The 12,671-nt window shown below is 52.1% G+C and carries 10 protein-coding genes; 6 read left to right on the forward strand and 4 right to left on the reverse strand.

Annotated elements, in window-relative coordinates; genetic code table 11:
* Positions 1-52: 52 nt before the first annotated feature.
* From add to IX84_RS14170, 5 genes are all read left to right on the forward strand, one after another.
* A complete protein-coding gene (gene add / locus IX84_RS14150) occupies positions 53-1,048 on the forward strand; it encodes an adenosine deaminase (RefSeq protein WP_044221921.1) in 996 nt (331 codons plus the stop codon).
* 111 nt (positions 1,049-1,159) lie between these two features.
* Complete coding sequence (locus IX84_RS14155; protein WP_044221924.1) at positions 1,160-3,553, forward strand: TonB-dependent receptor; 2,394 nt, start codon at positions 1,160-1,162, stop codon at positions 3,551-3,553.
* 73 nt (positions 3,554-3,626) lie between these two features.
* On the forward strand, positions 3,627-4,670 hold the full coding sequence (locus IX84_RS14160; RefSeq protein WP_081968764.1) for a sensor histidine kinase: 1,044 nt from the start codon (positions 3,627-3,629) through the stop codon (positions 4,668-4,670).
* Between the two features lie 85 nt (positions 4,671-4,755).
* Positions 4,756-5,262, forward strand: a complete 507-nt coding sequence (locus IX84_RS14165; RefSeq protein WP_238578283.1) for a ferritin — start codon at positions 4,756-4,758, stop codon at positions 5,260-5,262.
* Between the two features lie 19 nt (positions 5,263-5,281).
* The gene (locus tag IX84_RS14170) at positions 5,282-5,737 is read left to right on the forward strand and encodes a putative signal transducing protein (RefSeq protein WP_044221930.1); all 456 of its coding nucleotides are present in this window, start codon (positions 5,282-5,284) and stop codon (positions 5,735-5,737) included.
* A 130-nt stretch (positions 5,738-5,867) separates the two neighbouring features.
* On the opposite strand, the gene IX84_RS14175 is transcribed toward IX84_RS14170, so the two are convergent.
* The 4 genes from IX84_RS14175 to IX84_RS14190 all read right to left on the reverse strand — a co-directional run bounded on the left by IX84_RS14175 (position 5,868) and on the right by IX84_RS14190 (position 11,318).
* Entirely contained in the window at positions 5,868-6,992 is a 1,125-nt protein-coding gene (locus tag IX84_RS14175; protein WP_044215897.1) for an IS701 family transposase, read from the reverse strand.
* 148 nt (positions 6,993-7,140) lie between these two features.
* A complete protein-coding gene (locus IX84_RS14180) occupies positions 7,141-9,765 on the reverse strand; it encodes a TonB family protein (RefSeq protein WP_044221933.1) in 2,625 nt (874 codons plus the stop codon).
* An 11-nt stretch (positions 9,766-9,776) separates the two neighbouring features.
* A complete protein-coding gene (locus IX84_RS14185) occupies positions 9,777-10,148 on the reverse strand; it encodes a BlaI/MecI/CopY family transcriptional regulator (RefSeq protein ID WP_044221935.1) in 372 nt (123 codons plus the stop codon).
* A gap of 6 nt (positions 10,149-10,154) precedes the next feature.
* Positions 10,155-11,318 (reverse strand): tetratricopeptide repeat protein, encoded by a 1,164-nt coding sequence (locus tag IX84_RS14190; protein ID WP_044221938.1) that lies wholly within the window; start codon positions 11,316-11,318, stop codon positions 10,155-10,157.
* A gap of 282 nt (positions 11,319-11,600) precedes the next feature.
* On the opposite strand from IX84_RS14190, the gene IX84_RS14195 reads away from it, so the two are divergent.
* Positions 11,601-12,668 (forward strand): glycosyltransferase family 4 protein, encoded by a 1,068-nt coding sequence (locus IX84_RS14195; protein ID WP_044221941.1) that lies wholly within the window; start codon positions 11,601-11,603, stop codon positions 12,666-12,668.
* The last annotated feature ends 3 nt before the right edge of the window (positions 12,669-12,671 follow it).

Here is a 12,671-nt window from a genome sequence, read left to right on the forward strand (position 1 = left end):
TCCGTGCCTAAAATAATGCCCGTAAGTTAGCACCTTCAAAATTATTCGCTCTATGGACTATTCTGCTCTGCCAAAAGTAGAGTTGCACCTACATCTGGATTGCTCGGTCAGCTACCCGGTAGCCCGTCAGCTGAAGCCCGGCTTATCTGCGCAGGTCTTTGAGGAGGAGTTTATTGCCCCGCCCAAATGCAAAGACCTGGCTGATTTTCTAAAGCGTGCTGTAAAGGGCTTCGAGCTGTTGCAGTCCCGCAAGGCATTGCGCCTGGCTACGCTGGACTTGCTGGGAACCCTGCAGGCAGAAAAGGTCATTTATGCCGAGATCCGGTTCGCTCCGCTTTTGCATACGCAGCAGGGGCTGTCGCCTGAGGCAGTGGTGGAAACCGTACTTGAAGCCCTAAAAGAGGGACAGCAGGAGAAAGGTATACACACGGGGCTTATTCTCTGTACCCTTCGGCGGTTTGGTGAGGCGCAGAGTATGGAAACTGCCCGTTTGGCTGCACGCTACCACGGTCAGGGAGTTGTAGGCTTCGATATCGCCGGAGACGAAGCCAATTTTGAACTGGCACCGCATATCTCTGCTTTTCAGTACGTGCACGAAAAAGGCATTCCGGCTACGGCACATGCCGGGGAAGCCCGGGGCCCGGAAAGTGTGCGTGAGTCTATGAAGTACCTTCACCTGAGCCGGATGGGGCACGGCGTCCGCATTACTGAAGACCCACGTTTGATGGACGAGGTCCGGGCTGCAGGGCTACACCTGGAAATTTGCCCCACGAGCAATATTCAGACTGATATTTACCCGGCTATGCCCGACCATGCGGTCCACCAATTATTACAGGAGGGCTTCCCGCTCAGTATCAATACCGATGGCCGGACGCTCGTCAACGTCTCACTCAGTGAAGAATACCGGCGGATCGGAAATGCTTTTCATTGGTCACCTGATCAATATCGGGTAACTTTAGATGCCGCTATTGATGCTGCTTTTACGACAGAAACCATAAAAACCGGGCTGCGCAGGCAAATCCGGGAAGCATGGGGTGACGGTTCATAACCGATGGCCTACGGTTCAGGGCCCGATATCTACGGCTGATCAGAAATAAGTGGTGGAAGGGGAGAGAAGCGTACACCTTTGTACCATCACTCACAAATACCTAATCTGATCATGACTCGATTTTTCTTATTTCCGATACTCCTGTTCATTGCAGGGACCCTTTTGGCACAACCGGTGCAAACCATCAAAGGAACGGTAACTGACCAGCAATCTGAAATGCCTGTTATTGGCGCTACAATCGAAGTGCTTAGCGTCGAGCCTTCCAAAGGCACTGCTACCGATTTTGACGGGCGTTTTGCCATTGAAGGCATCCCGGTGGGGCGGCATCAACTTCGCATTTCCTACCTGGGGTACGAAACGGTGACCATTCCTAACGTCCTGGTGACCGCCGGCAAGCAAACCGCTCTCAACCTCAGCCTGCAGGAATCCATTGTCCAAATGGATGAGGTAGTGGTCACTGCTAAGGTGGAGAAAGGCAAGGCACAGAACGAAATGGCGACTATCAGTGCCCGCTCTTTCAACCCCGAAGAAGTTACCCGCTTTTCGGGTGGGCGCAACGACGTGGCCCGCCTGGCAGGAAGTTTTGCCGGGGTAGCCGTAGCTGATGACAGCCGCAACGACATCGTCATCCGGGGCAACTCGCCTACGGGCGTACTTTGGCGCCTCAATGGCATTCCCATTCCCAATCCGAACCACTTTTCCACGCTGGGTACCACCGGCGGACCGGTCAGTGCGCTAAATCCCAACCTGCTCAAAACCTCCGATTTCCTGACTTCAGCCTTCCCGGCGGAGTATGGCAATGCCCTTGGCGGCGTTTTCGATGTGGGCTTCCGCAATGGCAACCGCGACGAGCACGAATACATGTTCCAATTGGCGGCCTTCAGCGGAGTGGAAGCGATGGCAGAGGGCCCATTGTCTAAGGCAAAGAATAGTTCTTACCTGGTGAGCTACCGCCACTCCTTTGTCGGGCTGGCAGACGAGCTCGGTATTCCGGTGGGCACCAATGCCACGCCCAATTACCGCGACCTGAGCTTCAATCTGGATTTTGCAAATGGAAAAGCCGGTAAGTTCACCCTTTTCGGCATCGGCGCGACGAGCGATATTGACTTCCTGGGTGATGAAATTGATGAGGCAGACCTTTTCGCCAGCCCTAATGAAGATGCGTACGCCGATTCTCAATTAGGTATCATTGGTTTGCGCCATAACCTTATTGTTGGCGAGAATGCCTACATCCGGACCGTGGTGTCTGCTTCCACTGCACGTTCCGGTTTTGAGCAGGATAACTTCCTGGACGATGGAGAAAGCAAGCTCCGGGTTACCGAAGTCAGCGACGTGACCAATACCCTGGCGGTATCTTCTTTCCTGAACAAAAAATTCAATGCACGATTTACCCTGCGGACAGGTATTGTGGCAGAAAACTATCAGCTTGATACCCGTGTAGACGACCGGGACGGCCGCCCTGACCTTGATGAGGACGGCGAGCCTGACTGGGTCGTGGTGCGGGATTTTGAAGGCAGTATGACGCTGATGCAGGCCTTCGCGCAAGGGGTGTATCGCTTCAATGATAACCTGTCGCTGCAGGCAGGCGTGCACGCCCAGTATCTCGACATCAATAAAACCTCAGCAGTAGAGCCACGTGCCACCCTAAACTGGCAGGTACACCCTAAACATGCCTTTAGCCTGGGCTATGGCCTGCACCACCAAATGCAGCCGCTGCCGGTCTTCTTCTTCACAGAAACCGACCCTGCCACCGGCGAGCTTGTACGATCTAATGAAAGCCTGGACTTCACCCGCAGCAACCACTTCGTGCTGGGCTACGACTGGAGCATTGCCCCAAGCTGGCGGGCCAAAGTGGAAACGTACTATCAGGCGATTAGCGATGTGCCGGTGCAGCCTTTCGCTAGCAGCTTCTCCATGCTCAACGCCGGTGCAGACTTCGTCTTCCCGGAAACAGGGCGCCTGGTGAATGAAGGCACCGGGACGAACTACGGGCTGGAACTTACCCTGGAGAAATTCTTTAGCAGCGGGTACTATGGATTGCTGACCGCTTCGTTCTTCGATTCCAGGTATGAAGGCAGTGATGAAATCGAACGCAATACCGCTTTCAACAACGGCTACGTGGTCAACTTCCTGGCAGGCAAAGAATTTAAGATTGGAAAGGACAAGCGTAATGCCCTGACCTTTGACATGCGCCTGAGCAATGCCGGTGGCCGTTACTACACCCCGGTTGACCTGGAAGCCTCAAGAGCTGCCGGAGTGGAGGTGCTGCAGGAAGGTGTGGCATTCAGTGAGCGCTTCGATCCCTACTTTCGTCTCGACCTGAAGTTTGGCTACCAGCTCAACAGCAAGAGGAAGCGCTTGTCCCAGCAGTTCTTCATCGACTTGCAGAACATCACCAATAATGACAATATCTTTGATTTACGCTACAACCCTGAGACCAACAACGTTGACCGGGTGCTGCAATCCGGGTTTTTTCCGGACATCATGTACCGCTTACAGTTTTAATTTCCTAAACTCTTGAGTATCTTACTTACCGGAGTTGGGTTGTTTCTAGCTCCGGTAGTTTAATGTTGAGGCCATGAAGCACCAAATGACAGTCAGGCAAGCCATAGGAATAGACGATCGGCTTTTGATGTGGATTGGGATTCCGCTGCTGAGTTTTTTTATTCCGCTGCTGCTGTTTAATGGTACATTAGAAAGCGGCCTGCTCCGGTATTTACCGAAGTGGGGCATTTCATTTATGTATACAGTAGCCTATTGGTTGGTTAGCCGTCAGATCTTCATTTACTTCCGCAGGCGTTATACCGGCGCTAATCAAACCACTATGCGCCTCCTTTATACCGGCATTGCTCTGGTCGTGGGGTTCGTGCTCGTGAATATATTGCTTTGGAAAATTTGCCAGCCAATATTGGCCCTGGTGCCTGAGCAAAATGCGGAGGATACGAGTATGATTGCCGGCTCTTTGCTCATCGTTGCGCTGGTGGGTACGATTTATGAGTCCATTTATCTTTACCAGAACTGGAAGCGCACTTTGCTGGAGACCGAGCAGCTGCGCCGGGAGCAGGTCGAATCCCAACTGGAAGGCTTGAAAAACCAGGTGAACCCACATTTCCTTTTCAACAGCCTTAATACCCTGACCTACCTCATCCCGGAGGACCAGGAAAAAGCCGTGCAGTTTGTTCAGAAGTTATCGAGGGTGTACCGTTACATTCTGGAGATGAAAGACAAAAAGCTGGTCACCCTCGCAGAAGAACTGAAGTTTTTGCACGCCTACGTATTTCTGGTTAAGGAGCGCTTTGGGGACAACCTACAGGTGGAACTGGATGTGCCGGAGCCTGCCAAAGCCATGCAGGTGGTGCCGCTTTCGCTGCAAATTTTATTTGAGAATGCCATCAAGCACAACGTTATTGCGAAAGGAAAGCCGTTGACGGTAGCTGTAAGGGTGGAGGGCGGTAATCTGGTGGTGGTCAATAAACTGCAGCCCAAGGCACAAGTCATGCCCGGCACCGGCACTGGTCTGGCCAATGTGAGGAACCGCTACCGGTATTTCACGAATGACCCCGTGTCAATCTCGGCTGATGACGGGGTTTTTGAAGTACGCCTGCCGATGCTTCAGGTCTGATGGTTTTTCCGTAATTTCGTGTTTTCTGGAAAAAAGCGGAGCAGAACGCTCCCGGAAAATACCTGAAGTTATGATTTCAAAAAACATGGAAAATGCCCTCAACGAACAGATCGTTTTGGAGGGCTACGCTTCTCAGTTGTACTTATCTATGGCCTCCTGGTGTGATGCTCAGGGGCTGGAAGGCTGCGCACAGTTCATGCACCGTCAGTCCGAGGAAGAGCGCATGCACATGCTGAAAATTTTCCACTACCTCAGCGAAGTGGACGCTTTCGCGAAAGCACCGGGCATTGATCAGCCGCCCCACGAGTTTGAATCCATCCGGGCGCTGTTCGAGCAGGTGTATCACCACGAGCAGAAAGTGACGGCGTCTATTCATAAACTGCTCAAGATTGGTTACGACGAAAACGACCACACCACACTCAACTTCCTGCAGTGGTACGTGGAAGAGCAGCGGGAGGAAGAAGCCCTGATGCGCACCATCCTGGACCGCATCAAGCTCATCGGTGATGGCCCGCAGAGCCTTTACTACATCGACAAAGAGGTGCAGCAGGTCAATGCACAAGCGGAAGCCGCCGAAGCAGCGGAGGAATAATTTATAACCGGTTTCCCGCATGGAAGAGCAAATTCTGGATTATTTTGGTTCGTTTGAGGAAGATAGCCGCATCGTTGTGGCCAGGCACTTTTTCAGGGCATCAGAAGCGCACCTTTATGCAGCCCGCCTGCGGGAAGCCGGTATTCCTCACTATATTTCCAATACTAACATCATGACCGCCCTTCCTCTGGGCGGTGGAGGCGATATCGGGCTGCATGTTCGCGCTCAGGACCTGGAAGAAGCCACACGCATCATCGCCCGTCTGGATTTCCAAAAACAGCAATCTGCCGACCCTGACTTCCGAGATGCCGATCTGGACGACATTGAGTATGAACGTCAACTTAGCGAGGCTTCTACGAATGAACGTTTACATCCCTACTGGTATTGGGCCCTTGTGCTGATCGCCCTGCTAGTGGCGTTGAGGGCGTACCTGCGTGCCTCAGGGGCGGTGAACCGGTGGTGGGATTTCTTTTAATAACTGACCTTTCGCACGCGAAAGGTTATGATAATTGAAAAAATTAGCAGTATTCAGGGTGCTTGGCACAGCAATCCCACTCAGTGCATGGCACTGAAAAAGCACTCGCATGAACAAGTTAATCAAAGCCTTACCCCAAAAGAGGGGTGGCTAGCCCGTTTGGCGGCCCAATTGCAGGGACATAGGCTTTGAGCCTTTGCACCTCTTGAAAAGCCGCCCTGAGGGCATTGACATAAATTTTGGTTTTTAGGGCAAAGTGGTTGGTCTGCTCTTTTGCAGACAGCAGTTCGAGTTTAGTCCAGGCAATCATGGCAGCAAAAACATGGTTGCACTGGGATGTCTCGTGCTTGGTGGGGGACTTTTCCAGCCCCACGTTTTGTTTGAGCGATTTGTGGAATACCTCCACTCCCCAGCGTGTCCCGTAGGTTGTGCAGATAGCTGGGCCGCTTAGCTCCAGATCGTTGGTGACCAGGTACAAGTCTCCAGTTGAGCCGTCTTGGTTTATAAAGACCTGTTTGACCAGCTGGACTTGGAAGTCCAGCCCTTTAAGGTAAACAGTAATGGCCTGGCCTGCTTGCAGTTCTAGCCCGTCGACTCGGTGGAACTTGCCTTCCAGTTTGTCTTCCATGGTAAGGGCAGCCTTGCGGTTGCTCTTTAAGGCACTGATAAAATGCTTGCCCAGCTCATAGTGCACGAACTCAAAGTTCTCCTTGGCAGCAAACCAAGTGTCCCAGACCACATAGCGGAAGGGCACGCGGTTGTATTTGACAAGTGCAAAAAGCTGGTCGCGCAGCATCTCGTTCTTGCTGCGGGGGCTGCGCTTCTTTACCTGCCCGCTTTTGGTATCCACGTATTCTTGCGACTTGCGCACGATCTCAAAAGCAACAGGCAGCTCTATGCCCTGTGGGCTCTGGTAAAGGAAATTCAGGATGTTGATCCCTTTGGTGTGCCCCGCTTTCGGCTTCTTGGAGTGGTCCCAGTGCCAAGTGACCACTTCATTCTCCGTAGAGTGCGGCTTCTCCTCGATCGTGTCATCTATCTTGATGACCGCGTCCGGGTGCTCCACTTTACGTACCAAAGGCTTTATGCAACGCCAATAGTCCTTTGCCGTGAAGGCTTCCTGCCCTAAAAAACGGCTGATCTTGTCATGGCTCAGTGCCTGATCGGTCAGCTCGGACAAGCCGGTGGCTGTCGCCATGCGAAACGATGCCAGCAGGTAGTCCGAATACAAGTCTAGTAACTTTGGGTCTTTCATCTTTCGCTCCTTTGAGCTGCAAGATAACTGCCCTGACATTATTAATCAATTTTCCAAATATTTCGCGTGCGAAAGGTCAGTTAATAAAAGCCAGTGCAGAACGATTATCCACACTGGCCTTTGAACACTGGGTTCAGGTGTTGCTCTCTTATTTCACCACCACCTTCTCCACATAAACCCGCTCGCCCTGCCGGACCTCCAGCAGCACCGTACCTTTAGGCAGGTTGCTCAGGTCCAGGGTTTCATCTGCCTGTCCGTCAAAGCCGGGGAACGGGCGCTGTAGTAGCTCTTGCCCGGTCAGGCTAAGGATGCGGAGTGTGGTGGGCAACGCTTCGCCTTTAAAACGGACCCGGAGCTCTCCGCTCGTTGGGTTGGGGGCGACCCGGAACCGCTGTAACTGCAATGGCTGAGATGACAGCCCCCCCTGCGAACCAGGCTGACCAGACTTGGTGTAGATTTCAATTACGCCATTTGCAGCGTCCTGACCATACTTCTCAATGGCGGCTTCTCCTTTGAGCACACTGATGCGGTCAATATCATCAGGCTTGATGTCAAACTGTTCTTCAATATCTCTAACACCAGGATAAGCTATGCCGTTAAGCACAATCAGTGCCGCCGGGCCATCGGGGTCACTCAGGCGCACTGGCTTTTCCTCTTTTGAAAAGCCGGTCACCTTGAGCGCATCTTTGTGTGCTACTTCTTCTTCCTTGGTTTCCAGCTCAGGCAGACGGAAGGATACGGGCAGATTGAATTCGACGGTTACCTTTTTACCGCCCTGCTCGCCGGGCACCCATGTGACTTGTTCCTGCATCAGCCGGGCAATACGGCGTACCTCTTCATCTAACACCGGAGCAACGGAGCGTACTATGCTGTATTCCCGAACCTTGCCAGTTGGTGCGATGATCAGCTTGACGACAACAACGCCTTGGGTGCCGGCCGCCCGGGCTTCAGCCGGGTATTTGATGTTTTGGTAGACGAATTCCAACAAGCGCTTTTGTGCACACTTTTCCCTTGCCTGTGGTTCTTCCAGCTCCTCACAGCCGGGGAAGCGGGGCATTTGCTCCGCTACTTTGAATGCCTCCCCGTCAGCCGGAGCAACTTCCTGTACTTCTTCGGCTTTGTCCTCCAGTTTAAAACGTATGGGAAGTTGGAGGGCAACGTTCACCTTGCGCCCACGCTCCACGCCTGGCACCCAGGTGATTTCCTGCTGCATTTGCTGAGCGACGCGCAGGACCTCGGCATCAAGGGCCTCATTGGCAGGGCGGCTGATGCTGTAATCCTTGATGGCACCATCCTTGCCAATGACCAGCTTAAGCACTGGCATGCCTTCTACCCCGGCTTCTTTGGCGGCTTTGGGGTAGATCAGGTTTTCGTAAATGTAAAGCATAAGCTCCTGATTGGCGCAGGCCTGCCGCTCTTCTGCATTGGCAATTTCCTCACAGCCCGGGAAGCGGGGCATCTCTTCCACAACCTGGAAAACCTCGTCGCCACCATCTGATGCCGGCAGCTTGAATTTGAAGGGCAAGGTCATTTTTGCTGCCACCGCCTGTCCGCTTTCGTCCGTTGCCGGTACCCAGTCGGGTAGCTGGCGAACGACAGCCACCGCTGCCTGATCAAGCGCCTCTCCGGCACTTTTAAGGACTTTGATGTCCTCAATTGCTCCGCTTTTACTTACCGTAAATTCGACTACCGCCATGCCTTCCTGTCCGGCTGCTTTGGCTGCTTCCGGGTATTGTAGCTTTTGCTGTATGAATGCCATCAGCTTTTCAGTGGTGCATTTCTGCTGAGCGGCTTCCAGCGCCAGCGTTTCGCAACCTTTGAATACAGGCTTTGGCCCCTCTTCTTCTGTCAGGGTTGCTTTGGCAGGAGCTGTGGGCGTAGCGGGCAGGGTGAAGGCGAATGCCAGGGCGGCCAGCAGCGGCAGCGCAAGCGCATACCGCAGGAGTTGATGTCGGTGTGATTTCTTCTTCGTCATCATTAGAATCCGTTTTTTTAATTGTACGTGTGAAAAATGGTTAGCTAAGGCAATCGCTTGTCCGGATTGCGATTGCCGAATCAACAAATGGCCGTATGTTGTTTTCTTGGAGTGGTGCAGCACGGCTTCGTCAGCCAGGTATTCGTGCACCGTACGCAGAGAGCGGGTGTAGAGGTAAATGAGCGGGTTGAACCAGAACAGCACGCCCAGTATTTCAGCAATCAGAATGTCGAGGCTGTGCCAGCCATCCATGTGGGCTTGTTCATGCCGGATGATTTTTGCCGCATCGGCTTTGGGGTAGGAGAGTGCCCGGCTCCAGAACAGCAACCGGAAAAAGGAAAATGGAGTGTGTAGGGTAGGGGTGCTGACCAGGGTGTACGTCTGCCGTTTATGCTGCTCACTTTTTCGGTACAGCGCATAAATCTGCCACATGCCATAGAGCAGCCGAACGCCTGCTACGGCAACACCAATCCAATAGATCAGGAGCAAAACAGACCGCCAGTTGAGCACGGGGGAGCTGCTTTCCGGTGCGGCTGTTTCCGGTGCGGCGGTCACAATGACCTCCAGCTGCTGTACCCCAATGGTGATGGGCTGCATGTAGTACGCCGCTTGCAGGGCTACTGTAGAGGGAGCCTCGGGCACCGGCCATTCCAGAGCGGGCAAAGCCAGGCTGATGATGAGGGTGAGCATGAGGTACGCCCGGTTCCAGCTGAAGAAGGTGGTCCGGCTAAGCAACAGTGCATAGAGCAGGAAAAAAATACCCCAGCAAATGCTGACTTGTAGAATATAGGATAGCATGATCGTTCGGTTTATTCTTCTTCAAGTTTGCCCATCAGGTCGTTGAGCTCCCGCAGGCTGAGGTCTTCCTCCTGCACCAGAAAGGAAACGAGGCGGTTCATGGAGCCTCCGAAGTAATCTTGCACGAGGGTGCGCACGGACTGCCGGCTGTATTCGTCCTTGGTGACTTTGGGCTCGTACACGAAGGTCCGGCCATAAGCGGTGTGTTTCAGGAAGTCTTTCTTGTCGTCCAGTATGCGGACCATCGTTGACACGGTGCTGTGGGGTGGCTTTTCCAGCCCCATTTCTTCCACCATGTAGTTGCGGATGTCGCTCACCGTGCAAGGTGCAATCTCCCAGATAATCTGCATGATCTCTTCTTCCGCTTTCGTTAGTTTATTCATTATGCGTTACTGTTGAAAGTGTATGATTTCTTTTAATTGCCCGATGCGCTGCTCGGTATAGGCCTGGAACTCCTTATGACCGGTGCCGAGGTAGTCCTGATAGTGGCGCAGCGCTATACTTTTGTCTTTGAAGTACTGATCGGAAGCCCGTGCCAGGAAAAAATGCGTTTCCACGGGGGCGCCGTAGGAAATAGCGGAGCGGTAGTGGTCAATAGCGGTACGCAAGTCCCCTTGTTGTTCTGCAAGGTTGCCCAGGTCATTGAAATAGGTCCCTATTTTAGGTGAAATCCCTTTGTCAATGGCTTGCTCAAAATGAGCCTGACTCTGTTCCATATTACCCAGTTTCCGGTGAACCAGCCCCAGATAGTGGTGCGTATGTTCGGTGTCTTCCTCCCGGTCCACGATTGCCTGCAAATGTGCGAGCGAAAGCTCCAGACTATCGATGTGCAGATAAGCTACGCCGAGCATCATCTGGTAATATTCGCTGGTATCGCCCTGCACCATAATGCTTTCAATGGTGGCCGCCACGAGCTCATGGGCTTTTTGTTTGTGGTGCAACCGGGCTTTTGCCTGCAGGAGGGGGATGTTCCGGGCATCCAGTTGTAGCCCTTTTTCTATCATTTCGGCTGCAAAGCCAAGCTCATCCATAGCCAGGTAAATAGTGGACAGCCGGGTGATGACTTCCGTATCTGCAGGATTCAAGCTGTGAGCTTTGATAAACTGTTGGAGCGAGTGGATCGCATCCCCCTGATGCAAGGCAATATTCGCTGATTTTTTGTAGTAATAGCTATTGGTGCTGTCAATTTGCGTAAGCTGGGTAAAGTAGGATTGTGCTTTTCTGTAGTTCCGCTCCCGCTCGTAGATACTGCCCAGAGCACTTAGAGCAGTGGTATGCAGGCTGTCGAGTTTCAGCACCTCACCATAAAACAGTTTGGCGTCCGGATAGCGGCCAAGCTGTGTGTGGCAATATCCGATCCGGAGCAGATAGGGAATGTGCCCGGGCCGCCTGATGTAGCAGGTGCTCAGTTGCTGGAGTGCGCCGTCAAAGTCGTAAGCGGCGATCCGGCGTTCCGCTTCTGCAAAGTATTGCTCCAGCTGAAGGCTGTCCTCCACTTGTGCAGTCCCAAAGATTGGGAAGAGTAAAATGGCTAAAAATGCTAATAGCTTCATGGTATACTTACACTTCTATGGTATACAAATCTATAACGTATTTTTTAGTTATAAAAGCTTTTAACTAATTTTTTAGTTATAAAACGTATTTTACCGTTGTAGATGAGCGAAAAGTATTTTTTGGTGGGAAGGCTGCTTATTTTTTGGAAAAAGAATTAATTTTAGAGCAATAAGCAGAGTTGGACAACACTTTAGATAAACATAACACTCACCCAGGTTGGCGTATACAGCGCCACGGAACAGTCGGCGACCCATTTTGTCTCATGAAAACCCTCCGCTATCATGTTTATCTTGTTGCTTTGTTTTCTTACCGCATTTGCGATGGCCTATCTGGCTATCCCGTACATCATTAAGATCGCCCGGGACCGTAATCTTTGCGAGGTACCGGGGGAGCGTAGTTCGCATACCATCAGTACGCCTGCTCTGGGAGGTATTGGTATTTTCTGTGGTACGATTTTTTCGGTATTGATGTGGACACCGTTTCAAAACTTTGCCAACTTACAGTATATACTCTGTGCCTTGCTGTTGATGTTTTTGGTTGGCCTTAAGGATGACCTTGCTCCCATTCTGCCTCAGACTAAATTTGCTGCACAGTTTTTCGCAGCGCTGATCATTGTTTTGCAGGGCAGTATTTATCTGGAAGGCTGCTACGGGCTCTTTGGGGTGCATGATATTTTGCATGTGAATGTTTTTCGTGCACTGACCATAATTGTGTTTATGCTTATCATCAATGGGTTCAACCTGATCGACGGTATCAACGGGCTGGCTGGTAGTCTCGGGACCCTGGCTGCCGGTATGCTGGGGGGCTGGTTTTTCTGGGTCGGGCGTATCGAGCTATCCATTTTGTCTTTTGCGATGGTTGGTGCCTGTGTGGCTTTTCTCAAATTTAATTATACGCCCGCCAAAACCTTCATGGGCGATTCCGGGTCCCTTGTCATTGGCATGACCTGTTCGATTTTGATCACTTCCTTTATTGAGGTCAATTACCAACTGCCTGGTGGTAATCCCTACAAAATAAATAATGGGCCTGTTTTTGCAATTAGTGTAGCGATTCTGCCGGTTTTTGATACGGTGCGTGTTTTTCTGACCCGCATTGCCCGCGGGCAGTCTCCTTTTGCGCCCGACCGCCGTCACATTCACCATTTGCTCGTTGATTTTGGCTTTAGCCACACGATGACCACGGCTATTCTCACCGGCGTCAGCATTCTTTTCATTACCTTGGTGGTGGTGCTGGACGGACTGCTGGGGCTTCATGCACTGCTATTGTTAATCATCAGCCTGGCAAGTGCACTGACGTATTACCTGCACTGGGCCGTAGGGCGCTATCGGGCAAAAAAAATGGTATTCTAGTTT

Origin of the sequence: Phaeodactylibacter xiamenensis (assembly GCF_000759025.1) — a bacterium.
In the GTDB taxonomy this organism is placed as follows: Bacteria; Bacteroidota; Bacteroidia; order Chitinophagales; family Saprospiraceae; genus Phaeodactylibacter; species Phaeodactylibacter xiamenensis.